23 protein-coding genes, 2 tRNA genes and 1 pseudogene are annotated in these 24,031 nt (G+C 39.8%); 13 read left to right on the plus strand and 13 right to left on the minus strand.

The features are described 5' to 3' along the window. The 4 genes from ccsA to KH943_RS03500 form a co-directional block, all read left to right on the plus strand. Positions 1–363 (plus strand): cytochrome c biogenesis protein CcsA (gene ccsA, locus KH943_RS03485; protein ID WP_304107618.1); only part of this gene is annotated, 363 nt, incomplete at its 5' end. 11 nt (positions 364–374) lie between these two features. After that, the gene (gene ccmD, locus KH943_RS03490) at positions 375–569 is read left to right on the plus strand and encodes a heme exporter protein CcmD (protein WP_005707131.1); all 195 of its coding nucleotides are present in this window, start codon (positions 375–377) and stop codon (positions 567–569) included. A 61-nt stretch (positions 570–630) separates the two neighbouring features. Further along, positions 631–1,176, plus strand: coding sequence for a cytochrome c maturation protein CcmE (ccmE, locus tag KH943_RS03495; RefSeq protein ID WP_304107623.1), 546 nt, complete (start codon positions 631–633; stop codon positions 1,174–1,176). Beyond that, complete coding sequence (locus tag KH943_RS03500) at positions 1,173–3,113, plus strand: heme lyase CcmF/NrfE family subunit (RefSeq protein WP_304107627.1); 1,941 nt, start codon at positions 1,173–1,175, stop codon at positions 3,111–3,113. The genes ccmE and KH943_RS03500 overlap by 4 nt, the downstream gene beginning before the upstream one ends. Before the next feature lie 300 nt (positions 3,114–3,413). On the opposite strand, the gene clpX is transcribed toward KH943_RS03500, so the two are convergent. Together clpX and clpP are read right to left on the minus strand one after the other, a co-directional pair. Further along, the gene (gene clpX, locus KH943_RS03505) at positions 3,414–4,658 is read right to left on the minus strand and encodes an ATP-dependent protease ATP-binding subunit ClpX (RefSeq protein ID WP_304107630.1); all 1,245 of its coding nucleotides are present in this window, start codon (positions 4,656–4,658) and stop codon (positions 3,414–3,416) included. Beyond that, the gene (clpP, locus tag KH943_RS03510) at positions 4,658–5,251 is read right to left on the minus strand and encodes an ATP-dependent Clp endopeptidase proteolytic subunit ClpP (RefSeq protein ID WP_005707144.1); all 594 of its coding nucleotides are present in this window, start codon (positions 5,249–5,251) and stop codon (positions 4,658–4,660) included. The genes clpX and clpP overlap by 1 nt, the downstream gene beginning before the upstream one ends. A 117-nt stretch (positions 5,252–5,368) precedes the next feature. On the opposite strand from clpP, the gene KH943_RS03515 reads away from it, so the two are divergent. The 3 genes and pseudogenes from KH943_RS03515 to KH943_RS03525 all read left to right on the plus strand — a co-directional run bounded on the left by KH943_RS03515 (position 5,369) and on the right by KH943_RS03525 (position 6,210). Further along, the gene (locus KH943_RS03515) at positions 5,369–5,743 is read left to right on the plus strand and encodes a SufE family protein (protein WP_304107634.1); all 375 of its coding nucleotides are present in this window, start codon (positions 5,369–5,371) and stop codon (positions 5,741–5,743) included. Positions 5,744–5,789: 46 nt separating this feature from the next. After that, positions 5,790–5,915: pseudogene (locus KH943_RS03520) on the plus strand (tellurium resistance protein TerC); the annotation flags it as partial. Positions 5,916–6,003: 88 nt separating this feature from the next. Beyond that, entirely contained in the window at positions 6,004–6,210 is a 207-nt protein-coding gene (locus KH943_RS03525; RefSeq protein ID WP_304107637.1) for a hypothetical protein, read from the plus strand. Between the two features lie 128 nt (positions 6,211–6,338). Here the strand turns inward: KH943_RS03525 and KH943_RS03530 are convergent. The 5 genes from KH943_RS03530 to KH943_RS03550 form a co-directional block, all read right to left on the minus strand. Further along, positions 6,339–6,415, minus strand: a tRNA-Asp gene (locus tag KH943_RS03530). A 48-nt stretch (positions 6,416–6,463) separates the two neighbouring features. Then, positions 6,464–6,540 (minus strand) — tRNA-Asp (locus KH943_RS03535). Positions 6,541–6,642: 102 nt separating this feature from the next. Beyond that, a complete protein-coding gene (locus tag KH943_RS03540; protein WP_304107640.1) occupies positions 6,643–8,970 on the minus strand; it encodes a Tex family protein in 2,328 nt (775 codons plus the stop codon). Positions 8,971–8,986: 16 nt separating this feature from the next. Next, a complete protein-coding gene (gene pilW, locus KH943_RS03545; protein ID WP_304107643.1) occupies positions 8,987–9,526 on the minus strand; it encodes a type IV pilus biogenesis/stability protein PilW in 540 nt (179 codons plus the stop codon). A 54-nt stretch (positions 9,527–9,580) separates the two neighbouring features. Then, entirely contained in the window at positions 9,581–10,741 is a 1,161-nt protein-coding gene (locus tag KH943_RS03550; RefSeq protein ID WP_304107646.1) for a bifunctional tRNA (adenosine(37)-C2)-methyltransferase TrmG/ribosomal RNA large subunit methyltransferase RlmN, read from the minus strand. Between the two features lie 270 nt (positions 10,742–11,011). Between KH943_RS03550 and KH943_RS03555 the strand changes: the two genes are divergently transcribed. Continuing rightward, positions 11,012–11,263, plus strand: coding sequence for a helix-turn-helix domain-containing protein (locus tag KH943_RS03555; RefSeq protein ID WP_304107649.1), 252 nt, complete (start codon positions 11,012–11,014; stop codon positions 11,261–11,263). Next, the gene (locus KH943_RS03560; RefSeq protein WP_304107652.1) at positions 11,250–12,185 is read left to right on the plus strand and encodes a MamI family restriction endonuclease; all 936 of its coding nucleotides are present in this window, start codon (positions 11,250–11,252) and stop codon (positions 12,183–12,185) included. The genes KH943_RS03555 and KH943_RS03560 overlap by 14 nt, the downstream gene beginning before the upstream one ends. Here the strand turns inward: KH943_RS03560 and KH943_RS03565 are convergent. The 6 genes from KH943_RS03565 to ribF all read right to left on the minus strand — a co-directional run bounded on the left by KH943_RS03565 (position 12,172) and on the right by ribF (position 20,197). Continuing rightward, entirely contained in the window at positions 12,172–13,062 is an 891-nt protein-coding gene (locus KH943_RS03565; protein WP_304107656.1) for a DNA-methyltransferase, read from the minus strand. The two genes, KH943_RS03560 and KH943_RS03565, sit on opposite strands and share 14 nt — an antisense overlap. Before the next feature lie 73 nt (positions 13,063–13,135). Further along, positions 13,136–13,882 carry a 23S rRNA (guanosine(2251)-2'-O)-methyltransferase RlmB gene (gene rlmB / locus KH943_RS03570; protein ID WP_304107658.1) on the minus strand — a complete coding sequence of 249 codons (747 nt, stop codon included), beginning with the start codon at positions 13,880–13,882 and terminating at the stop codon, positions 13,136–13,138. An 87-nt stretch (positions 13,883–13,969) separates the two neighbouring features. After that, entirely contained in the window at positions 13,970–15,328 is a 1,359-nt protein-coding gene (pssA, locus tag KH943_RS03575; RefSeq protein ID WP_304107660.1) for a CDP-diacylglycerol--serine O-phosphatidyltransferase, read from the minus strand. 104 nt (positions 15,329–15,432) lie between these two features. Next, on the minus strand, positions 15,433–16,086 hold the full coding sequence (locus KH943_RS03580) for a hypothetical protein (protein WP_304107663.1): 654 nt from the start codon (positions 16,084–16,086) through the stop codon (positions 15,433–15,435). Positions 16,087–16,320: 234 nt separating this feature from the next. Beyond that, the gene (gene ileS / locus KH943_RS03585; RefSeq protein ID WP_304107665.1) at positions 16,321–19,137 is read right to left on the minus strand and encodes an isoleucine--tRNA ligase; all 2,817 of its coding nucleotides are present in this window, start codon (positions 19,135–19,137) and stop codon (positions 16,321–16,323) included. A 94-nt stretch (positions 19,138–19,231) separates the two neighbouring features. After that, on the minus strand, positions 19,232–20,197 hold the full coding sequence (gene ribF / locus KH943_RS03590) for a bifunctional riboflavin kinase/FAD synthetase (protein ID WP_304107668.1): 966 nt from the start codon (positions 20,195–20,197) through the stop codon (positions 19,232–19,234). A 245-nt stretch (positions 20,198–20,442) separates the two neighbouring features. Between ribF and nadR the strand changes: the two genes are divergently transcribed. From nadR to KH943_RS03610, 4 genes are all read left to right on the plus strand, one after another. Next, positions 20,443–21,729, plus strand: coding sequence for a multifunctional transcriptional regulator/nicotinamide-nucleotide adenylyltransferase/ribosylnicotinamide kinase NadR (gene nadR / locus KH943_RS03595; RefSeq protein WP_304107669.1), 1,287 nt, complete (start codon positions 20,443–20,445; stop codon positions 21,727–21,729). Next, positions 21,726–22,418 (plus strand): metallophosphoesterase family protein, encoded by a 693-nt coding sequence (locus tag KH943_RS03600; protein WP_304107672.1) that lies wholly within the window; start codon positions 21,726–21,728, stop codon positions 22,416–22,418. The genes nadR and KH943_RS03600 overlap by 4 nt, the downstream gene beginning before the upstream one ends. Positions 22,419–22,544: 126 nt before the next feature. Continuing rightward, positions 22,545–23,267: a two-component system response regulator ArcA gene (gene arcA, locus KH943_RS03605; RefSeq protein WP_304107674.1), complete on the plus strand. Its 723-nt coding sequence runs from the start codon at positions 22,545–22,547 to the stop codon at positions 23,265–23,267. An 86-nt stretch (positions 23,268–23,353) separates the two neighbouring features. Next, positions 23,354–23,872 (plus strand): porin family protein, encoded by a 519-nt coding sequence (locus KH943_RS03610; RefSeq protein ID WP_304107677.1) that lies wholly within the window; start codon positions 23,354–23,356, stop codon positions 23,870–23,872. The last annotated feature ends 159 nt before the right edge of the window (positions 23,873–24,031 follow it).

Below are 24,031 nucleotides of genomic sequence, written 5' to 3' on the forward strand. Positions count from 1 at the left end.
GCTCGTTTAACCTCTGCACTTGTGCTTTTCTTCCTCTATATCGGTGTAATGGCACTCTACTCGGCTTTCCAAGATAAACAAACAGGTGCGAAAGCGGCGGGTGTGCTTGCTGTAGTGGGGGTGATTAACTTACCAATTATTCACTTCTCAGTGGAATGGTGGAACACCTTGCACCAAGGGGCGACGATCACAAAATTAGACAAACCTTCAATGGCAACTGAAATGTTGATTCCGCTATTGTTGGCGATTTTCGGCAGTCTTTTGTTTACCGCTTGGTTCAGCATCTGGCGTTATCGCATTGCATTATTACAAGATGAACGCAAACGCCCTTGGGTAAAAGCCTTAGTGAGCAACTTTAAGTAACGGAGAATACGATGCAACTTCAATTTCAATTTGACTCTCTTGCGGATTTCTTCGCAATGGGAAACTACGGTTTCTATGTGTGGCTTTCTTACGGCATATCGTTTGTGGCAATGGGTTGGCTGATTTGGCAATCAAAGCGTGAGCAAAAGCAGATTGTGGCTCAAGTGAAGAAAGCGTTAGCTCGTGAGGCTCAAGCGAAGAAATAGCCTTTCAAGCGGTCAATTTCTTGTTTCTTTTTACATATTTTAATTTTTGTGTGGGTAAAAAATGAATCCAAGACGTAAATCTCGATTAAAAATCGTGTTATCGGTGCTCGCGGGTGTAGGCGTGGCAATTGGCTTAACGCTGTATGCACTGAGTCAAAACATCGACCTGTTCTATACGCCTTCTGAAATTGTACAAGGCAAAAATGATGATCCAAACCAAAAACCTGAAGTAGGGCAACGTATCCGCGTAGGCGGAATGGTGATGGAAGGTACGGTGACGCGCGATCCGAAAACGCTTAAAGTTGAATTTGATGTAAACGACATCGGTCCTGCAGTCACGATTGAATATGAAGGCATTTTGCCTGATTTATTCCGTGAAGGGCAAGGCATTGTGGCACAAGGAGTGTTGGTTGAACCAACCCGTTTGCGTGCGACAGAGGTGTTGGCGAAACACGATGAAAACTATATGCCACCTGAGTTGGGCGATAAAATGAAGCAACAACATGGTGCGATGGGAATTTCAGAAGCGGATTTAAAAGGTGAATCAGAACACGATAAAGCCGAAATTGAACGCACGCTGAAAACCTTACAAGGAGAAAGCAAATGATTGCGGAACTCGGCAATTATGGCTTAGCCTTAGCACTCGCTTTATCAATTTTCTTAGCAATTCTACCGCTTGTTGGAGCTGAAAAAGGCAATGCGAAGCTAATGAGCCTTGGTCGCCCACTCACTTGGGCGATGTTCTTGGCGTTGTCGCTTTCGTTTGGTTCGTTATTCTACTTATTCGCTGTGAATGATTTTAGCGTGCAATATGTCGTGAATAACTCGAACTCAACTTTGCCACTGCAGTATCGTTTATCGGCAGTATGGGGTTCGCACGAAGGTTCGTTGTTGCTCTGGATTTGGTTACTGGCACTCTGGGCGGTAGGTGTAGCGACCTTTACCCGTAAAATGCCAGAGGAAGCCGTGGCGCGCGTATTGAGCGTGATGGGCTTAATCAGCATTGGCTTTATGGTGTTCATTATTTTCAGCTCGAACCCATTTAACCGTACCTTCCCTGATTTCCCTGCCGATGGTCGTGAACTTAACCCGATGTTGCAAGATGTTGGCTTGATTTTCCACCCTCCACTGCTTTATATGGGATATGTAGGATTTTCGGTTGCTTTCGCTTTTGCGATTGCTTCATTGATGACGGGCAAACTCGACACCGCATGGGCAAGATGGTCTCGCCCGTGGACAATGGCAGCGTGGGTTTTCCTGACACTAGGTATTGTGCTTGGCTCTTGGTGGGCGTATTACGAACTCGGCTGGGGCGGCTGGTGGTTCTGGGATCCTGTGGAAAACGCTTCTTTAATGCCTTGGTTAGCAGGCACAGCGTTGATTCACTCCTTAGCAGTAACTGAAAAACGCAGTACCTTCAAAGCGTGGACGGTATTGCTTGCCATTCTGGCTTTCTCGCTCTGCTTACTTGGCACATTCTTGGTACGTTCTGGTATTCTTGTGTCGGTTCACGCCTTCGCTTCTGATCCAACTCGTGGCTTGTATATTTTGGCGTATTTGGTGTTTGTGATTGGTGGCTCGCTACTGCTTTATGCGTTCCAAGGGACGAAAATCAAAAGTTTGGACAACTACCAACGTTATTCGCGTGAAACCTTGTTGTTATTGAACAACGTGATGTTGATGGCGTTTTTATCGGTGGTTTTTTTAGGTACGATTTTACCGCTCATTCACAAGCAAATCGGCTTGGGCTCTGTCTCTATCGGTGCACCGTTTTTTAACCAGATGTTCCTGATTTTAATGGTGCCGTTCGCCTTTATTTTAGGCATTGGGCCGTTGGTAAAATGGCGACGAGATCAAATCTCGGCAATCCGCACGCCTGTGATGATTTCTCTAGTGATGATGATTGCACTCGGCTTCGGCTTGCCTTATTTGGTGGGTAACCGCATTACTGCTACATCGGTAATGGGCGTGATGATGTCGGCGATTATCGTCATTCTTAGTCTGTATGAAATGCACACTCGTGCCACACATCGTCATTCATTTTTGACGGGCATGTTAAAACTTTCTCGTTCTCACTGGGGAATGGTATTCGCTCACTTAGGTGTGGCGATGACTGTATTTGGCATTGCGATGAGCCATAATTTCAGCATCGAAAAAGATGTGCGAATGCGTGAAGGCGATAGTGTGCAGATTTTGGATTACAACTTCACCTTTAAAGGTTTGAAAATCACCGATGGTGCGAACTACCAAGGTGGTACGGCAGATATTGAAATCACCCACAACGGCAAACCAGAAGCTACGCTTCATGCGGAAAAACGGTTTTACAACGTCAGTAAAATGGGAATGACCGAAGCGGCTATCGACTGGGGTTTCACCCGTGATTTATATGCGGCATTAGGCGAACAACTTGACGACGGATCTTGGGGCTTACGCCTTTACTACAAACCATTCATTCGCTGGATTTGGCTTGGTGGTATGTTTATGGCATTGGGTGGCTTGCTTTGTATGCTAGATAAACGTTATCGGATTCGGGTGAAGGAATAAAGTGAGCGAAATAAAAACATGGAATGGTTGCTGAGCTTATCGAAGCATGCGTTTTGTGTTTATCAAAAGTAAGCGGTGAAATTTTAGAGAAGATTTGCAAATCTTTTAAGGAATTTCACCGCTTGTTTATCTTGAACTGTTAATTAATAACAATCTGAACAATCTGTGCGTAAAATGTGCAGTTTTTAGGCTGTTTAAGATCCTATACTTCATAGCTCTCTCAAGAGCCTTGTGATTACAGATATCGTATGGTTTTTATAGCCAGGCTTTGTCTGGCTATAAAAACCAACAATTAGAAAACTATTCAATCTCAGGCTTTTTTCCATTTTCTACGCACTCTTTACCCACCATTACTTTCTTCGCTTTCAGTGTTGGTAAATCATACATCGTATCAAGCAATAAGTTTTCCACAATAGAGCGTAAACCACGTGCTCCTGTTTTGCGGGCAATCGCTTTTTTCGCAATCGCAACGAGAGCTTCTTTAGTGAACTCAAGTTCTACATTTTCCATTTGGAATAGAGCTTGATATTGGCGAATAATCGCATTTTTTGGCTCCGTTAAGATTTGAATCAATGCGTGTTCGTCAAGTTCTTGTAATGGGGTTACCACAGGCAAACGGCCAATTAACTCTGGAATCAAACCAAAACGGACTAAATCTTCAGGCTCAACTTGCTTGAAAAGCTCGGTTAAGTCTTGACGATCTTTGTCATTTTTTAACTCTGCTGCAAAGCCAATACCGCCCTGTTTATTGGTACGCGATTCTACGATTTTATCTAAGCCCGCAAACGCACCGCCACAGATAAAGAGGATTTTTGAGGTATCTACAGGGATGGTTTCGCCTTTTGGATGTTTACGAGATCCTTGTGGATTGATATTCGCCACCGTGCCTTCAAGTAATTTTAACAAGGCTTGTTGTACGCCTTCGCCCGATACATCACGGGTAATCGAGGCACTTTCTGATTTACGGGTGATTTTGTCGATCTCATCAATAAAGACAATACCTCGCTCGGCTTGTTCTGCATCAAAATCGCATTTCATCAGCAATTTTTGGATGACATTTTCTACGTCTTCACCCACGTAGCCTGCTTGGGTTAAAGTGGTCGCATCTGCTACAGCAAATGGCACATTTAAGCGACGAGCCAAGGTTTCCGCCAATAAGGTTTTACCGCTACCCGTTGGGCCAATTAACAAAATGTTACTTTTGCCAAGCTCAACACCGTTGGTTACTTCGTGGTTCGATAATGCACTTTTTAGGCGTTTATAGTGGTTGTAAACAGCCACTGATAACACTTTTTTGGCGTGTTCTTGACCGATTACATAGTCGTTTAAATGAGCGTGTAACTCATGCGGTGTTGGCACATTTTCGAAGAATTTTTGTTCATCACTGCTTTCATCAATTAATGGCTCTTCTTCACCGTTAAGTAAGTTGTACGACTCTTCGATACACTCATTACAGATAAAGCCTTCTGTGCCTTCAACAAGCTGATCGACTTCTGAGCGTTTTTTACCGCAGAAACTGCAGTGAGGTTCTTTTTCAAATGCCATTAAGCCACCTCACCACGAGAAGTTAATACTTTATCAATCAAACCATATTCCATTGCTTCTTGTGCCGACATAAAGTTATCACGCTCAGTATCTGCCGCCACTTTTTCAAATGGCTGACCGCTGTGCTCCGCCATTTTACGGGTAAGCATCTCTTTTAATTTTAAGATTTCTTGAGCTTGAATTTGAATATCGGTTGCTTGACCACGTGCACCACCTAGAGGTTGGTGAATCATTACACGTGCGTTTGGTAGTGCAAAACGTTTACCTTTTGCACCGCCTGAAAGCAAGAATGCACCCATTGAACAAGCCTGCCCCGTGCAAAGGGTTGCTACATCAGGCTTGATGAAATTCATGGTGTCGTAAATTGCCAAACCAGCAGTCACCACACCACCAGGGCTATTGATGTAAAGATAGATGTCTTTTTCAGGATCTTCAGCTTCCAAGAAGAGTAGTTGAGCCACAATCAAGTTCGCCATATTGTCTTCAACTTGACCATTTAAGAAAATAATACGCTCTTTTAACAAGCGTGAAAAAATATCGTATGAGCGTTCACCTTTCGGGGTTTGCTCAACAACCATAGGAACTAATGACATAAATTTTATCCTTATTAAATTTGGTAAATAGGGCTATTCTAGCAAATTTTCATAAAATCATTAACAACAAGCGGGCAGATTGTTACAATCTTTTGCAAATTTTATCGAGGAAAAACAATGAATCTTGCAGAAATTTACGAAAAATTTGCCCTTTGTAAATCTTGGGAAGAAAGATACCGCTTGCTCATCCAACTTAGCCGACAATTGCCTAAATTAAGTGAGGCTGAGTTGCAAAACGTATCTGAAATTCACGGTTGCGAAAGTCGATTGTGGTTTGAGTTTGTAAAACAGCCGCGAAAAGTTACCGCTTACAGCGATGCACGCTTAATGCAAGGGATTTTAATGATTGTCCAAACTGCCTTACTTGAAAAGTCAGATACAGAATTGGCTGAATTTAATTTACAACAACTGTTTGATGATCTGAAAATCACGCCACATTTGACCAGCACAAGGTTAAATGGTTTACAGCAAATTCAGGGGCTGATTAAGTAAACTAAAATATATGGGGAAATTGCGAGTGCTCTCACAAAATCTCACGATTTTAGGTTTACGTAACCTGTATTTCATTCTTGCTGCCTTAACCAAACATCTTGTTCATCTTGAAAAAGCTGTGATCGCCCTACTCTTCTTTATCGGGATCAAAATAGGCATTCAATCATGGAATTTCTGACATCAAACGAATGACGATTTATTGTTTTATCTATGATGGGATTGCTAGTTGAAGAGAATCTGATGTAGTCGTTACGGTTAAAGTGCCAAATCAACCTGAAATTGTAGTCGAAATGGGCAGACAAATCGATTCTCGCTCTTTCTGTGCAATTGCTGAAATTGAGTTTGATGAATACAAACAGATGAGCATGCGTAAAGCTGTAACATTCCATAATGGGCACGAAGATTGTGATCGCCATTATGGTTGGGCGATTCAATTACATCACAAGTTCAACATAAAGAAAAAATAGAAGTGATGAACTTCCATTTTTATTTTTTGTTCTACAACGCCAAAAAATAGATAGAAAAAAACCTCCGATTGCTCAGAGGTTTTTTTCCATTAACGCATAGGATGTATATTATAACGTTTTAAAATAAGTGGCGGAACGGACGGGACTCGAACCCGCGACCCCCTGCGTGACAGGCAGGTATTCTAACCAGCTGAACTACCGCTCCGCAAAATTATAAATTTAGATTTAAGCTAAATTCATAATGGGAATAAATTGGCGGAATGGACGGGACTCGAACCCGCGACCCCCTGCGTGACAGGCAGGTATTCTAACCAGCTGAACTACCACTCCGCATTTGGTTTTTGTATAATACCCATTTCTTATCTTATCGGCAAATCTTTTTTAAGTGTAAAATGTCATTTGACTTTAAAATAATCAAAATGGCGATTTATACTACTTTTTCCAACCTTTTAATGCATCTGCAAAGGCGTTATTTGTGAACTGATTACGTCCACTATTTCTTTGTAAGCGGTCAGATTTTTCCGAATTTTTTCGAACAGGCGATTTTTCTTCTGAACGCTCGGTCAGTTTTTCATCTAAACGCATACTTAATGCAATACGTTTCCGTGCCACATCCACTTCAAGCACTTTCACTTTGACTACATTACCTACTTTCACCACTTTATGCGGATCGTCCACAAAGCTGTTTGAAAGCATTGAAATATGCACTAAACCATCTTGATGCACGCCAATATCAACAAATGCCCCGAAGTTTGCCACATTCGTGACGGTGCCTTCTAAAATCATGCCCACTTGTAGATCTTTAATTTCTTCCACGCCATCCACGAAAGTTGCCGTTTTGAATTCACCACGTGGGTCGCGTCCTGGTTTTTCAAGTTCTTTGAGAATATCGTTTACCGTTGGCAAGCCAAATTGTTCATCGACAAAATCTTTTGCGTTGAGCTGATGAATTTTGCTCTCATTACCCATCAATTCTGCAAGCGTTGCTTGAGTGGCTTGCAAGATTTTTTCCACAACAGGGTAAGCTTCTGGGTGAACACTTGAGGCATCAAGCGGATTTTTGCCGTTTAAAATACGCATAAAGCCCGCACATTGCTCAAAGGCTTTAGGCCCTAAACGAGACACTTTTTTCAAGTCTGAACGGCTATTAAAACGCCCGTTCTCATCACGATATGCCACAATATTTTGGGCAAGGGTTTTAGTCATTCCTGCCACTCGTGCCAGTAATGGTGCTGAAGCTGTGTTTAAATCCACACCAACCGCATTTACACAATCTTCCACCACCGCATCAAGTTTACGGGCAAGTTGCGTTTGGTTTACATCGTGCTGATACTGTCCTACACCAATCGCTTTTGGCTCAATTTTTACTAGCTCTGCCAGCGGATCTTGCAAACGGCGTGCAATCGACACTGCACCACGCAATGAAACATCCAAATCAGGGAATTCGTTTGCTGCCAATTCAGAAGCTGAATAAACCGAAGCACCTGCTTCACTCACTACCACGGTTTGTGGAATCTGCATATCAGGTTTGCTACTTTTAATTTGTTTTAAAACATCTTTGGCAAAACGTTCAGTTTCACGCGAAGCCGTGCCATTACCAATCGCAATAAGCTCAACATTGTGTTGTTTAATCAATTTATACAGCGAAACTTCCGCTGCCGCTTTGCCTGAGGTGTGTGGGTAAATGGTATCCACTGCAAGCAATTTCCCTGTATTATCTACTACAGCAACTTTCACGCCCGTACGCAAACCAGGGTCTAAGCCCATAGTGTTGCGAGCACCTGCTGGGGCTGCCATTAAGAGAGCAGACAAATTGCGAGCGAACACATCAATCGCTTCTTCTTCCGCTTTTTCACGTAAGTTTGCCATCAATTCAGTTTCAAGATGCAGTAATGCTTTGACTTTCCAAGTCCACGCTATCACTTGCTCACGCCATTTATCGGCTGGCTGATTGTTGAAAATCACACCCAAATGTTCGCGGATAATCTCTTCACATTGGCTGGATTTTGCCCCGTCTTCTGCAAGTGGATCAGCATTGATGGAAAGTGATAGAATTCCCTCATTTCTACCTCGGAACATCGCCAATGCTCGGTGCGAAGGCACATTTTTGAGTGGCTCGCTATGAGTAAAATAATCGCGGAATTTCTCGCCCTCTTGCTCTTTACCTTCAATTACTTTCGACTCAATGGTCGCATTAGCGGTCAAATATTGGCGAAGTTTTGCAAGTAATTCCGCATCTTCGGCAAAGCGTTCCATTAAAATATAACGTGCCCCATCAAGAGCGGCTTTGCTATCTGTTACGCCTTTATCAGCAGAAATAAATTGCTCAGCCACCGATTCAGGTGTGAGTCTTGGATCTTGCCAAAGTTGTTCTGCTAATGGCTCAAGCCTTGCTTCAATCGCAATTTGCCCACGCGTTCTGCGTTTGGGTTTATACGGCAAATAGAGATCTTCAAGCTCAGTTTTGCTTTCCGTAGCAAAGATTTTCTCACGCAACTCATCGCTTAATTTGCCTTGCTCATCAATCGATTTTAAAATGGTTTGACGACGATCATCCAACTCACGTAGGTAGATCAAACGCGTTTCAAAGTGACGGAGTTGGGTGTCATCCAATCCGCCCGTGACCTCTTTGCGATAACGTGCAATAAACGGGATTGTGTTTCCCTCATCTAATAAATTCATTGCCGCCAAAATTTGTTGTGGTTTCACATTTAACTCGCCAGCAATCACTTGGCTAATGGTCTGGTTTAAATCTGACATAATCTTTCCTGATGAATTAACGTAACTTATCTGCTCTTATTTTATCTAATTTTGAGAGTGCAGTGAGAGCTTCGTTGGTTTTTTGCGAATTGGGCTCTGATTTTGCACAGAGAATGATATTTTCAAGCGTATCGGCTTGATGATAGTAAGCGTGTTTGCTTTGAAGGGATTGTTCAAACTGTGAATAAGCTTGTTGGAATTGACCTTGTTTACACAAAAAAGTGCCGTAATTATTGAGCACATCTGGGCGATTTTGGCTGAGTTTCAATGCTTTTTGATAGGCTTTCTGACTGTTGGCTACATCGCCCGTTTGTTGATAATAATACGCCAGTACTGAATAAGGCAGGTAATCGTTTCTATCGTGAGCAATCGCTTTATCGATATTTTCCTTGGCTTTTGGATAATCCTGTTGTTCTAAATAGGCAAGGGCAAGATTGATTCGAGCTTTTAAGGCTTCCGAGCGGTTAAATTCAGGATCAATTTGGGAGGAAACGCAACCTGCTAGAAATAGCACAGCACAAGCGGTTAAAATTTTTGAAAAGATTGCGAATTTCATAAATGCTCCTTTTTAAATATTCACTCTCTCCTGTTGTAGGAGAGAGTTATTTTCCTATTGTGCTTTCACCGCAATCCCTTCACCAAATCGGCGTTTTTCTAACGTTCGCTTGGTACGGTCGATGACATCGCCCGCCAACTGACCGCACGCGGCATCAATATCATCACCACGCGTTTTACGGATGGTAACTGTAAAGCCATATTCCATCAATGCTTTTTGGAAGCGATCTACACGAGAATTAGAGCTTTTAGCATAAGGGGCTTCTGGGAATGGATTCCACGGAATTAAGTTAATTTTACACGGCGTATTTTTCAACACTTTCGCTAATTGATGAGCGTGATCTACCTCATCATTCACGTGATCCAACATCACATACTCAATCGTGACTTTGCCGTGGTTAGCATTTGACACTTCAAGATAACGGTTGACCGAATCGATCAACATTTCCATATTATATTTTTTATTGATCGGTACGATTTCATCACGAATTTCATCATTCGGTGCGTGCAGAGAAATTGCCAATGCCACATCGATTTTATCCCGTAAGCTATCCAGTGCAGGCACCACACCTGAAGTTGAAAGCGTCACACGACGTTTTGATAAGCCGTACGCAAAATCATCTAGCATAATTTCCATTGCAGGCACAACGTTATTCACGTTCAATAATGGTTCGCCCATTCCCATCATTACTACGTTGGTAATCGGACGCACGCCCGTTACACCAAAGTTACCAATGATTTTTGAAGCACGCCATACTTGCCCGATAATTTCTGCTACGTTTAAGTTACGGTTAAAACCTTGTTGAGCTGTTGAACAAAACGTACATGCTAAAGCACAGCCTACTTGTGAAGATACGCAAAGGGTCGCACGGTCTGGTTCTGGAATATATACGGTTTCAATTTGTTGCTCACCCACTTGCATCGCCCATTTGATTGTGCCGTCTGCTGAGCGTTGTTCCACTGCCACTTCAGGAGCTTTGATTTCTGCAACTTGTTTTAATTTTTCACGCAATACCTTGTTGATATTGCTCATATTGTCGAAATTATCTTCACCGAAGTGGTAAATCCATTTCATGAGTTGATCAGCACGAAATGGCTTTTCGCCAAGACTCGCTAAAAATTCACGCATCTGCGGACGCGTCATATTCATTAAATTTACTTTTTCGGATTTAGGATGAGCAACTGCAATGTTAGTTGCTTGAATTTGATCTGACATTAAAAAGCCTCGTTATTACACGTGTTCCCGTTCTTTTATGAGAGGAGAACCATTATGGCAAAAGGATTAGTTTTGCAGGATTAAATAAAGAAGCGAATTTTACTGATCTCTCCCCCGTAAGGCTAGCGATTTTTGCAAAATTTGAAAAGCACAAGCGGCCAAATTTTCGAGCGAGATCGTAAAAATAGCCTCTATCGTCTTAATTGTTACTTATAAGCCGTTGTCTTATTTCCATCTAAAAACTATTGTTTAAAAATAAGTCTAGAAGGAGTGGAGTTAAACGTGATACGAAAACAGGTTGGATTGCGAATAAAAGAATTAAGAAAACTCTATGGGCTTAGCCAAGAGAAGTTTGCTTTAGAAGTCTCTTTAGATAGAACCTATATTGCTAGTGTAGAAAGTGGAAAGCGTAATATTTCTATCGTTAATTTAGAAAAAATATGGAGATTCTTTGGACTTTTGCCTAGTGAGTTTTTTGATAGTATATATTTTGAACAGAGGAATGATAATGAAACCAAATAATAAACTAATTACCATTAAAAATAATGAGAATCTAATAAAGAAATTTATTAAAGAGATGATTGTTATTCCTAGAATAAAAGCCCATAAATGGTCTAAAGAAACCAATCAGACACCTAATTTAAAAATTGGTTATCCTGCACAACACCTTGCTTCATTAATATTAGGGATGAAAGGACAAGGAAGTGCTGCAAGAGGAGAAGACATTATTGATGGTTCAGAAGTTAAATCTTGTAGTAAGGTGGATCAAGTTGATAAATGTAAAGAATGTAATGAGAATGTCTTAAGAACTCAAGAAAGATGCCCTAATTGTCAATCCGATAATATTAAAAGAAATAATGATTCTAAATGGCTTATCGGAATAAGAAATCAAGATGAACTCAGAATGGCATTAGATGAAACTCCAAGATTTGTCTTTATTGTTACTGATTATCCTTTATTTAAGGAAAAAAACTATAAAGATCTCCGAATTAGATGCTTCGAAATATGGCCTTCTTCTATAAGAGCTAAAAATTTTCGTGAGCTATTAGAAAATTATTATTCCTATATATATCTGGAGCATATAAAAAACAATCCTAATAAAACACCAGCCCCTAAAAATCTATTCCCTGATAATTATCCATTTTATATGTGTAATCCTATAAAAATTTTCGAATGCAATATAAAAGATAGTCTATCTGATAATTACAACATAGATATAGGACATTATATAAAACCAGATAAAGATAGAAGCATTATTAAATCTGAAGAAATGCCATCAGAGCTATTGAATAGACAGGAAAAGAGCATATTAAAAGAAAGAGGCTTCAACATTAAAGAGCTAAAATATATAACTGAAGAAATGAGAAGCCATCTTAAATTAAGAGATACAGACAAAGAAATAAAAATTATAGGAAATAAAAAACATAAATCTATAAAAGGCTAAAATTATAATTATTTATTCTTTCTATAGATTTATTAATATATACTGGATCTATTTCTATAGCTGTTGCTATTCTATTTAAATTCTCAGCAGCTAAAAATGTACTTCCGCTACCAGAAAATGGATCCAATATTTTATCTCCAGGATTAGAACTAACTTTAATTAATCGTTCTATTAATTTTAAGGGTTTTTGTGTTGGATGTATACGTTTCTCTATATAAAAATCTATATCATCCCATACATCAGTTAACCCTAGCTCAGGATTATAGGTTTGAGCTATTTTCTCATAAGGATATTTAAATTCTAATATATCCTCTAACTTTGTCCATATTTCTTTTGTTGGAAACTGCTCACAGATATTTTTACCAGTATATATACTCCACATTCCACCACCATTAGATTTCACTCCTAACATTTCATTTATTTTTTTTGATGTTAAATTTAAACTATTCTGACGAGCTTTTAATAAGCCTCGAGAAAATGGAATGTTATTTTTAGTCAAAAAAATAATACTTTCTGTTACGTTAGGAAATAGTCTGTAATTTTTGGTTGCTCGTCCTGCTACCGATTTGATTCCCTTATTTATAATTATTTGTTGTCTTAATGAGAATCCTATTTTTAATAAATAGGGTAAAAGTAGAGACAACATTCTAAAATATCCAAACAAATAAAATGTACCACCAAATCTTAAAGTTCTATATGTTTCTATAAACCAGTCATTACACCAATTAATATAATCCTCTTCAGTTCTCCATTGATAATCCCATTTTTCATTTACAACCTTCCAATAAGGAGGATCTGCTATTGCTAAATCAAAATAATTGTCTTCTATTTTCTTTAATTCTTCTAGACAGTCGCCTAATATAAAAGTACTCTTCAAAACTACCTCAAAATGTTACCTAATATACAAGCCTAGCTTATTTATAATATTATTTTAAAATAATAGTGTTTAATTAGCTATTTTCCTCTAATTTCTGACGTACAATTTCAAATAAACACACGCCTGTTGCCACGGAAACGTTGAGGGAGGACACTGATCCTGCCATTGGAATGCTAATCAGTTGATCGCAATGTTCACGCGTTAAGCGACGCATTCCATCGCCTTCTGCGCCCATCACTAATGCAATTGCTCCCGTTAATTTAGCTTCATAAATGCCAGCATCAGCTTCGCCTGCGGTGCCGACAATCCAGATGTTGTGGTTTTCTTGCAGTTCACGCATAGTGCGAGCAAGGTTCGTTACGCGAATGAGCGGCACAGTTTCGGCAGCACCACAAGCCACTTTTCTGGCTGTTGAGGTCAGTTGTGCTGATTTGTCTTTTGGCACAATTACGGCATCAACGCCTGCCGCATCTGCCGTTCGTAAACAAGCTCCAAGGTTATGCGGGTCGGTCACACCATCTAAAATGAGTAAAAATGGTGCAGATTTGTTGGCTAAAATCGCATCTAAATCATGTTCATTGAGCTCTTTTTGTGGCACCACACGTGCAATAATGCCTTGATGCACTTCCCCTTGTGCTTTGTTATCTAAAGTTTGACGGTTGACTTGTTGAACTGTCACGCCTAAGCGTTTTAATTCGCCTAATAATGGATTAAGGCGTTTGTCTTCACGCCCTTTTAGTACCAATACTTCAATTAAGCGTTCTGGTGCATTATCTAAAAAAGCTTTTACAGCGTGAATGCCGTAGATTTGTTCACTCATAGTGATTCCTTGATATGGATTTCAGGTATGTTAAGAAGGCGTAGGGCGTGTTATACACGCCCTGCTTTCTAGTATGTTTATTTGTTCTTACAACAACATTTTCACGACTTTATCAAGCTTCACGCGACCAAATTTTTTCAGTAATTTGCGCACCGCTTCTGGGTAGTCTTTGAGCTGTTCTAAGTCGCTATAGTGGGTTAACACTTTAGTATGTTGACGAATATGGGTTAGTTCACTTTGTGCTTTTTCACTTAATTCCGCTTTAGGATCATGAATCAATACCGCATTTTCTGCATCTAACGCCCAGGCTCGTGGGTTGAGATTGTTACCAGTGAGTAAGATATAGCAGTTATCGATCCAAACGCCTTTTAGATGGTAGCTGTTTTCGTTATCTTTCCAAAGGCGAATCGTCAGCTGTTTATTTTGAATAAAATGGTCAAAACGTCTAGCAAACGCACGTAAATTTTTCTCATAGAGGTAAGGCAGTGCCGATGCCATCGTGAATTTTTCTTCTGGTTTAGTGTAGAAGTCGTTTGCAGTTTTGTCGCCTACAATAATTTCTACCGATTTACCGCCTTCTAACAACCATTTAATACGCTGTTGGAGCGAGTGTGGGAAGTTAAAATAAGGTGTGCAAATTGTGAGTTTTTCTTGCACCTGGTAAAAGAGAGCCTCAATCACTTTGTTCAGTTGATTATGTTTCCGTAAACCGATAATTGGTGAAAGGCTTAAGTTTTCATCTTGTGCTTTGCCGACAAACTGATATTGCTGTTGGCTTAAATATTTGCGAAACGCTTTAATTTGCGGGCGAAGTTCAAAGGTTTTCGGGCGATTGACATCATCCAAGCGGCAAACTGCAGGTTGGCTAATAATATGTTTTTCTAGCAATTCAACCATGCTGTCGGTTAATGTGGCATTTTCAATCACATGGTAACGATCGTAGCGATAACGCTCAAACTGTTGTAAATAGACGTTATTGATACTAGCGCCGCTATAAACTAGGGTGTTGTCAAAGATAAAACCTTTGAGATGTAATACGCCGAAAACTTCACGTTTGTTAATTGGCACGCCCCAAAACTCAATTGCTTGTTCAAGGTGATATTGTGCTTTTTGTTCTGCATACCAATCCGCATTAGAACTTACTGCCCCTTCACCAATTCGTCCGCGTTGGGCTCGGTGCCAATCGACTAGAATTTTAATTTCAAGAGAGGGGTTAGCTTGTTTAGCTTGATAGAGGGCTGCTAAGATTTCTTGCCCAGCTTCATCTTTTTCAAAATATAAAGCGGTCAAATAAATGCGAGATTTTGCAGATTGGATCAGCTGTAAAATGCAAGTTTTGAACGCACGGCTATCCGCAAGAAATTCTACTTTTTCTGCCGTTTGCGGAATAAAAGTTAGTTTTTCAAGTTGTTTTCTGGCGTGATTAGGTTTATTTAAAATTAGCATTTTACGAATCCTATAAATGAGGATAGTGATGAATTTAAAGGGCATTTAGTTTATCAGAAAATAAGTGATCGTTTTGCAAATTTAATCGCTTATATATTTAAGATTTATTTATCTGATGATATTTCTGCAACATATAAAAGCTGGAATGGCAAAAGCAGAACATCTCCGATTAAAGTTGCAGGGGTTTGCAATATTTTTCTGATAACATTAGCTCCTTTCACTACAGAAGTTCTAGTTTTACTTTCAGCTTTTATTTCTATTGGTAATTTTTGTTTTAATTGATCTTTTGGAGTTAATTTAACTTCATTATTTTTATAGATTTCACCATAAATGCTTCCAAATATTTTTTGGCAATAATTTGGTAAACATTGAAAACCAATATTTTTTACCTTTTCTTTTTCAGCTTCATTGACCGGTGAATAATATAAGGTAACGAAAGCATCAAATTCATTCTTCTTGTAATTTGATAATGTTATTTTTATAGTTTCATTAGTTTTTACTGGTGCGGAAAGTTTCGCTGAAATAATTGGTCTGATTTTTTCACTGCTTTTTTGTGTTAATACAAACCAATACTTTTCTCCTATAATGACTAATTGTCCTGTTTTTGAATTTTCTCCTAATGCAATGAGGTTATCTGTATCAATTGGAGAATATACTATTTCTGTTTTATCTTCTTTCCATAAATGTGTTGTTAAGCAAGCTGACAACAAAATGCTTATTAGAAAAATAAAACCATGTTTTAACCATCGGAATTTCATATGTCCTCCTGAGAGAAAATATTGGAAAGATAGCTATTTTCTTTGTTAATCAATAGTACTCCATTTTCCCTCTTTTTCTTTGCTAAAGAGGAATTTACTTTTACAAAATGGGGTTCTTTATTCTTCATTAACCCCCCTCTTTAGCAAAGAGGGGTAGGGGAGATTTAGCAGAAGAAAAAACGGAGAAATTAGTCTAATAAAATATGGGAAATACATTCCCATATTTTATTTGTTTTACGCAAAATGACGAACTTCGCCATTGCCAGCTACGTTTTCAACGCAGCGTCCACACACTGAAGGGTGTTCTGCATTTGCACCGATATCGGTTGCATAGTGCCAGCAACGTGGGCATTTTTCACCTTCAGCACGTTCAACTTTCACGGCTAAGCCTGCAAGTTCGCCTTCTGCAACATCTGCTTCGCTAAGTGGTTTAATGACCGCTTGTGAAGTGATGAGAACGAAGCGTAATTCGTTGCCAAGTTGTTCTAACAATGGACGAATTTCGTCGTTCGCATATACCGTCACTTTTGCTTCTAAGCCTGAACCAATGACTTTGTCTTTACGTGCTTGCTCTAATACACGGTTAACTTCTGCACGGACAGCAATGAGTGTTTGCCAGTAGCTATCGTCTAATTTTTCATTTTCACCAAGTGAGAATAAACCTTCATAGAATTCTTCAGTGAAGACAAACTCTGCCCGACCTTCTACTTGCGGTAAGTAACCCCAAATCTCATCTGCGGTGAATGAAAGAATTGGAGCAATCCAACGCACAAGTGCTTCAGCAATATGCCACAATGCAGTTTGGCAGCTACGGCGAGCAAGGCTATCCGCTTTAGTGGTATATTGGCGGTCTTTAATAATATCTAAGTAGAACGATCCCATTTCAATTGAGCAGAAACGCATTAAACGTTGTACTACGGTATGGAATTGATAGTTATCGTAGGCTTCTTTGATATCATTTTGAGCTTCTAATGCACAGCTTACTGCCCAGCGATCAAGCGCTACCATTTCTTCTGGTTTTACTAAGTCGCGTTTAGGATCAAAGCCGTTTAAGTTTGCTAATAAGAAACGAGCCGTGTTACGAATACGGCGGTAAGATTCACCCGCACTGTTTAAAATGTTGTGTGAAACGGTAATTTCGCCTGTGTAGTCGGTTGAAGCGACCCATAAACGTAAAATATCTGCACCGTTTTTATTCCAAACTTCGCTTGGCACAATCACATTACCTAATGATTTAGACATTTTTCTGCCTTTTTCATCAACGGTAAAGCCGTGCGTTAAGACTTGTTTGTAAGGTGCTTTGCCGTTGGTTGCAGTAGAAAGCATCAATGAAGACATAAACCAACCGCGGTGTTGATCTGACCCTTCGAGGTACATATCGGCGCTGTTGCCGTTGAACTCTGGACGAGCTTCTACCACTGAGGCGTAAGTTGATCCTGAATCAAACCATACATCTAAAGTATCTGGCACTTTGCGGTAGATTTTCGCATCAGCTTCGCCTAACACTTCAACAGGGTCTAAATCCCACCACGCTTGAATACCTTTCGCTTCTACACGTTTTGCTACTTCTTCTAAAATCTCAAGTGTGCGAGGGTGTAGCTCTTCGGTTTCGTTATGTACGAACATTGTCATCGGCACACCCCAAGTACGTTGGCGTGAGATACACCAGTCTGGGCGGTTTGCTACCATGTTTTCAATACGTGCTTCACCCCAACTTGGAATCCAACGAACAGATTTAATTTCGCCTAACGCCTGACGACGTAAACCTTGTGTTTCCATCCCGATAAACCATTGTGGTGTCGCACGGAAAATAATCGGGGTTTTGTGACGCCAACAGTGTGGGTAGCTGTGTTTAATGCGTTCTAATTTGAACAATGCGCCTACTTCTTTGAGTTTGTCTAACACTAATTCATTCGATTCAAACACGCCTTTGCCCGCAAAGAATGGCACATCAGATTTGAATTTGCCGTCGTTGCCAACTAAGCCTGCCATTTCGATGCCGTTTTTGCGTGAAACGATATAGTCGTCTTGACCGTGGTCTGGTGCGGTGTGAACTAAACCTGTACCGCCGTCAGTGGTAACGTGGTCGCCTAAAATAAATGGTACACTGAAATCATAGAATGGGTGTTGGAAGCGAAGTAAATTTAACTCGCTACCTTTGATTTCGCCTAATACTTCAATCTGTTCAATCTCGCCAGCTTTTGCTACGGCTTCCACTAACTCTTTCGCTAAAATTAAGCGTTCTTCGCCCATTTGAACTAATTGATAATCAAAATTTTCGTTTAATGAAATCGCACGGTTAGATGGTAATGTCCAAGGTGTGGTTGTCCAAATTAACGCAGAAATTTGACCGCTTCCTTTGCCTTCCGCACCGAATTTTTGCTCAATTTCTTGTGCGTTGACCGTTGGGAAACGTACATAGATAGAAGGGGAAACTTTATCTTCATATTCTACTTCCGCTTCTGCCAAAGAAGAACCGCAATCCAAACACCAATGAACAGGTTTTGAACCTTTGTATAAGTGACCATTAGCAATAACTTTACCCAACGTGCGGATAATATTGGCTTCAGTTTCAAAGTTCATGGTTAAGTATGGATTATCCCAGTCACCTAGAATTCCCATACGAATAAAGTCTGCTTTTTGCCCTTCTACTTGTTCTTTTGCATATTCGCGGCATGCTTGACGGAATTCAGCCGCTGAGATTTTCTCGTTTGGTTTACCGACTAAACCCTCTACTTTTAGCTCTATCGGCAAACCGTGGCAATCCCAACCTGGTACATAAGGCGTATCGAAACCTAATGCGGTTTTCGATTTCATAATAATATCTTTTAAAATTTTATTAACCGCATGACCTAAGTGAATATTACCGTTCGCATAAGGAGGACCATCGTGCAAAATAAAAGATTTTTTTCCTTTAGAAGCTTCACGCACTTTTTGGTATAAGTTTTTGCTATACCAGTTTTCTAACATCGCAGGTTCACGTTTTGCTAAGTCCCCACGCATCGGAAAGCCTGTTTCAGGCAGATTTAAGGTGTTTTTGTAATCAGTCATTTTTTTGTTTCCAGTTAATAAAATTGTTTTTGAATTTGGTTTTCTAACTTCCAGCTCCAACGGGGCTGAATTATGCGTAACCTAGGGTGAAGCCCTAGGCATCGGCAAATCCCTCAAAAAATTCAACCGCTTGTTGTTTATCTTTTTCAATTTGTTGCTTTAAGGCTTCAAAATTGGAGAATTTCACTTCATTTCTGAGCTTTTTAATAAATCTGACTTCAATGGCTTCGCCGTAGATTGAACGGTTAAAATCGAAAATATGCACTTCTAGTAGTGGTTTTGTTCCGTTGATAGTTGGGCGGTTGCCGACGTTGGCGATGCCTTGAAATACTCCAGTTTTGGTTTCTACTTGCACTGCATATACACCGTGAATTGGCACAACCAGGCGGTTCAGCATAATGTTTGCCGTGGGAAAGCCTATTGTTCTGCCCAGCTTATTGCCGTGGGCAACGCGACCTGCAATTGAATAAGGTTTTCCGAGTAATTTTTCCACTAGTGCTAATTTATCTTTTTGCAGTAATTCACGAATGAGAGAGCTGCTAATGCGATCTTGCTCGAAGCTGTGCGTGTGGCTCTCTTCAACGGTAAAATGATAAGTTTTTCCAGCCGCTTGTAACGTGTGATAATCGCCCGTGCGTTTTGCACCGAAACGGAAATCATCTCCCACGCTTAAATAGCGAACCTTAAGCTGTTTTACCAATAAATCTTGGATAAATTCTTCTGCGGTAAGTTTGGCAAACCTTTCAGAAAAACGGACACAAAGTACGAAATCTATACCTGATTTTTCTAAATATTTGAGTTTATCACGCAATCGCATTAAGCGAGCAGGCACGTTGCAAGCGGTTAAATCATCCACTTTTTTTGCAAAAAATTCACGAGGTTGCGGTTCAAACAGCATAACGACCGAAGGTAAACCCAATTCAATTGATTTGTTAATCAAGCGAGTGAGAATTTGTTGATGTCCTAAATGTACGCCATCGAAATTGCCGATGGAAAGAACACAACCGTTCGTTAAAACAGAATGATTGGGTAAATTGTAGAAACCTCGAATTAATTGCATTATTTTTGGACTTTTCACTAAATTTAAAATAGAAAATTGCTGTGATTATAGCCTTTTCTGGGCAAAGAAGAAATAAAAGCGGTCAGATTATCCAAATTTTTTACATCGAAAAAATTAAACGGATAAAATTTAGTATTTTTGCCTAGTAAATAGTGCATCCGATTAAATTTTTCTAAAGAAATATTATTCAAATGCTACATTTTGATTTATCATAGCAGCAATGATTTCTCATTCAATTTCCAACAATGACGGATTTTAGTTATCTTCAATCAAAACGCAGACAGCTTAAACTTAAAGTGAATGATGTTTGTACGCAAGCGAATGTTACTCGTGCTTATTTTAACCAGTTAGTCAGCGGTAAAATTAAAAATCCAAGTGCAGCTAAGCTGAAGGCATTGCATAAAGTATTGAATATTGTGGAGACCCAAGATCAGCGTGTGGGCGTAATTTTTGGCAAGTTCTACCCGATTCACACAGGGCACATCAATATGGTATATGAGGCTTTTAGTAAGGTTGATGTGTTGCACGTGATTGTCTGCACCGATACCGAGCGTGATTTGCAACTCTTTAAAGAGAGTAAAATGAAGCAGATGCCAACTAATGAAGATCGTTTGCGTTGGGTACAACAGATCTTCAAATACCAACAAAAACAGATTTTTATTCACCATTTAAATGAAGATGGTATTCCAAGTTATCCAAATGGTTGGGAAAGCTGGGCTGAGCGTGTAAAAGAACTTTTTGCGGAAAAAAATATTTATCCAAGCATTGTATTCAGCAGCGAAATTCAGGACAAAGCACCATACGAAAAATACTTGAATTTAGAAGTCAGCTTAGTCGATCCAGAGCGTGAGCGTTTTAATGTTTCAGCAACCAAAATCCGTAACAATCCATTCCAATATTGGCGTTTTATTCCAAAAGAAGTACGTCCATTTTTCGTAAAAACAATTGCGGTTTTAGGTGGAGAAAGTAGTGGTAAATCAGTGCTTGTGAGCAAATTGGCAAATGTATTTAATACCACTTCTGCCTGGGAATATGGGCGTGAATTTGTGTTTGAACAGCTTGGTGGCGATGAGCAAGCGATGCAATATTCTGACTATCCGCAAATGGCGTTGGGGCATAAACGCTACGTTGATTATGCGATGAAACACGCTCACAAAGTGGCATTTATCGACACCGATTACATTACCACGCAAGCCTTTTGTATTCAGTATGAAGGTAGAGCTCATCCGTTCTTGGATTCAATGATTAAAGAGTATCCATTTGATGTGACGATTTTGCTCAATAATAATACAAAATGGGTTGATGATGGTCTGCGTAGTTTAGGGTCGCTCAAACAACGCCAGCGTTTCCAAGCACTACTCAAGAAATTGCTTGAAAAACACCATATTCCGTACATTGAGATTGAATCACCAAGTTATTTAGATCGCTATAATCAAACGAAAGAAGTCGTTGAAGCAATTTTAAATGATGAGCCAATTCCGCTTCAATTTAAGCAATACAACGTCGATCACGAAACGGAAGGCGAGGTATGATTCTTTTTGCAGGCGATCCACATGGGCATTATGAACACCTTTACCCTTTTGTGAAAGAACAGAAAAATGTGGCTTTGGTGATTTTAGGTGATTTGCAACTGACTAGCCCACACGAGTTGGATAAGCTCTCTGAATATTGTGATATCTGGTTTATTCATGGCAACCATGATAGCAAAACGGTAGCTGCCTTTGATGCAATTTGGGGCAGTGAGTGGAAAGAACGTAATATCCACGGCAAAGTGGTGGATATTCAAGGGGTAAGAATTGCGGGCTTAGGTGGCGTGTTCCGTGGACATATTTGGATGCCGCCTAATCGTCCGATGTTTTTTGACCCAATTCACTATTGCCAATATACGCCTCAAGAGAAAATCTGGCGCGGTGGATTACCATTAAGACACCGTACTTCTATTTTTCCGTCTGATGTGGAAGTATTGGAAAGCCAAAAAGCGGATATTTTAATCACACACGAAGCACCTCGCCCGCATCCGCAAGGCTTTGCCGTGATTAACCAATTAGCAAGAAAAATGGGCGTAAGCAAAATTTTCCACGGACATCACCACGATAATTTTGATTATACGCCAATCAATCGAAATAAACATTGTGATATTTTTAATATTGGCTTTCGAAGCCTTGCCGATATTGAGGGAAATTATTTGTTAAAAGGCGTTGATGATCGCGATAAAAAATAAACCTAAAAATTTGATTCAGCATAAGGAAAGTGAGAATAATCCTTTTGAGGTAATAAGCGATCAGTTACAATCGTAACAAATTATAAACAAGCGGTTACATAATTTTAAAAATTAGGAAAACCTAGTATGCATCAAAATAATCCACAAATTTTAATTGTTGAAGATGAAGCGGTCACCCGCAATATGTTAAAAAACATCTTCGAAGCAGAAGGCTATCAAGTATTTGAAGCAACGGACGGCTCGCAAATGCACGAAGTGCTTGAACAGCAAACAATTAACCTCGTTATTATGGACATCAATTTACCTGGTAAAAATGGGTTAATGCTTGCCAGAGAATTGCGTGAAACCACTGAAGTCGCGTTGATGTTCTTAACAGGGCGAGATAATGAAATTGATAAAATTTTGGGCTTGGAAATTGGGGCGGATGATTACATTACCAAACCATTTAACCCTCGAGAGTTGACTATCCGAGCAAGAAATTTACTTAACCGCACGATGGTGGAAGAGAAAGAGACAATCTCAACATCACAAAATATTGAGCAATATCGCTTTAATGGCTGGACACTTGATATCAACAGCCGTAGCCTAATTACTCCAGAGGGCGAAGAGAATAAACTTCCACGTAGCGAATTTAGAGCGTTGCTTCATTTCTGTGAAAATCCAGGTAAAATTCAAACACGTGAAGATTTATTGCTCAAAATGACTGGGCGTAAACTTAAACCTCACGACAGAACGGTGGATGTAACGATTCGCCGCATTCGCAAACATTTTGAAGATCATCCAAACACTCCTGAAATTATTGTGACAATCCACGGTGAAGGTTATCGTTTTTGTGGTGAACTTGAATAAATAAGCTCAGTCTAAAAAATACGCTCTCCCCTTGTGGGAGAGAGTTAATGCAATTTAAAAAATTCCACTCAAACAAAGGATTAAAAATGAAAAAACTTCTCGTATTAGCAACACTTGGTGCAATGTCAGCATCTGCTTTTGCTGCACCAGTAGGCGAAACTTTCACTGGTGTGGGCGTAAGTGCTGATCTTACAACTGCAAAATATAAAGTGAATGGTGTAACAGGGAAACAATCAACAGGTCCTGTACTTGTAGTAGATTACGGTATGGATCAGGGCAATAACTTAATCGGTGTTGCTCAAGCGAAAACAAAATTTGGTAGTACTAAAGTCACTGGTGATATAAAACAAAAAAATAAATACACTATCGGTTATCAACAAGGCTACCGCATAGGCTCTGATTTACTTCCATACGCAAAAGTCGAAGCAAGCTTAAGCAAAGTAGGAAATTCAACTTTCCATGGTTTCGGTTATGGCGTAGGTGCTAAATATGCAATTTCAACAAATATTGAAATGGGTACAGAATATACTCGAAATAACTTAAAACGCGGTGGTACACGTTTAAAAGGTAATGATTTTAGTGCGAATTTTGGTTATCGTTTCTAATTAAAGTTTAGACCGCTTATTACAAGCGGTCATATTCCGCCAAACTTTTGCAAAATCTGTCCACTTGTTTCCTATATTTTCGCCCTATTTTCCAGTAGAATAGGGCGAATTTTTTTGTGAGGAATTATTAATGTCATCTCAATTTGTATATACGATGCA

Source organism: Haemophilus parahaemolyticus (genome assembly GCF_018373095.1).
GTDB lineage: Bacteria > Pseudomonadota > Gammaproteobacteria > Enterobacterales > Pasteurellaceae > Haemophilus_A > Haemophilus_A parahaemolyticus_A.

Coding starts and splice junctions, on each gene's coding strand:
- ccmD (WP_005707131.1), top strand. CDS start 375: ATGCAACTTCAATTTCAATTTGACTCTCTTGCGGATTTCTTCGCAATG.
- ccmE (WP_304107623.1), top strand. CDS start 631: ATGAATCCAAGACGTAAATCTCGATTAAAAATCGTGTTATCGGTGCTC.
- KH943_RS03500 (WP_304107627.1), top strand. CDS start 1,173: ATGATTGCGGAACTCGGCAATTATGGCTTAGCCTTAGCACTCGCTTTA.
- clpX (WP_304107630.1), bottom strand. CDS start 4,658: ATGGCATTTGAAAAAGAACCTCACTGCAGTTTCTGCGGTAAAAAACGC.
- clpP (WP_005707144.1), bottom strand. CDS start 5,251: ATGTCATTAGTTCCTATGGTTGTTGAGCAAACCCCGAAAGGTGAACGC.
- KH943_RS03515 (WP_304107634.1), top strand. CDS start 5,369: ATGAATCTTGCAGAAATTTACGAAAAATTTGCCCTTTGTAAATCTTGG.
- KH943_RS03540 (WP_304107640.1), bottom strand. CDS start 8,970: ATGTCAGATTTAAACCAGACCATTAGCCAAGTGATTGCTGGCGAGTTA.
- pilW (WP_304107643.1), bottom strand. CDS start 9,526: ATGAAATTCGCAATCTTTTCAAAAATTTTAACCGCTTGTGCTGTGCTA.
- KH943_RS03550 (WP_304107646.1), bottom strand. CDS start 10,741: ATGTCAGATCAAATTCAAGCAACTAACATTGCAGTTGCTCATCCTAAA.
- KH943_RS03560 (WP_304107652.1), top strand. CDS start 11,250: ATGAAACCAAATAATAAACTAATTACCATTAAAAATAATGAGAATCTA.
- rlmB (WP_304107658.1), bottom strand. CDS start 13,882: ATGAGTGAACAAATCTACGGCATTCACGCTGTAAAAGCTTTTTTAGAT.
- pssA (WP_304107660.1), bottom strand. CDS start 15,328: ATGCTAATTTTAAATAAACCTAATCACGCCAGAAAACAACTTGAAAAA.
- KH943_RS03580 (WP_304107663.1), bottom strand. CDS start 16,086: ATGAAATTCCGATGGTTAAAACATGGTTTTATTTTTCTAATAAGCATT.
- ileS (WP_304107665.1), bottom strand. CDS start 19,137: ATGACTGATTACAAAAACACCTTAAATCTGCCTGAAACAGGCTTTCCG.
- ribF (WP_304107668.1), bottom strand. CDS start 20,197: ATGCAATTAATTCGAGGTTTCTACAATTTACCCAATCATTCTGTTTTA.
- nadR (WP_304107669.1), top strand. CDS start 20,443: ATGACGGATTTTAGTTATCTTCAATCAAAACGCAGACAGCTTAAACTT.
- KH943_RS03600 (WP_304107672.1), top strand. CDS start 21,726: ATGATTCTTTTTGCAGGCGATCCACATGGGCATTATGAACACCTTTAC.
- arcA (WP_304107674.1), top strand. CDS start 22,545: ATGCATCAAAATAATCCACAAATTTTAATTGTTGAAGATGAAGCGGTC.
- KH943_RS03610 (WP_304107677.1), top strand. CDS start 23,354: ATGAAAAAACTTCTCGTATTAGCAACACTTGGTGCAATGTCAGCATCT.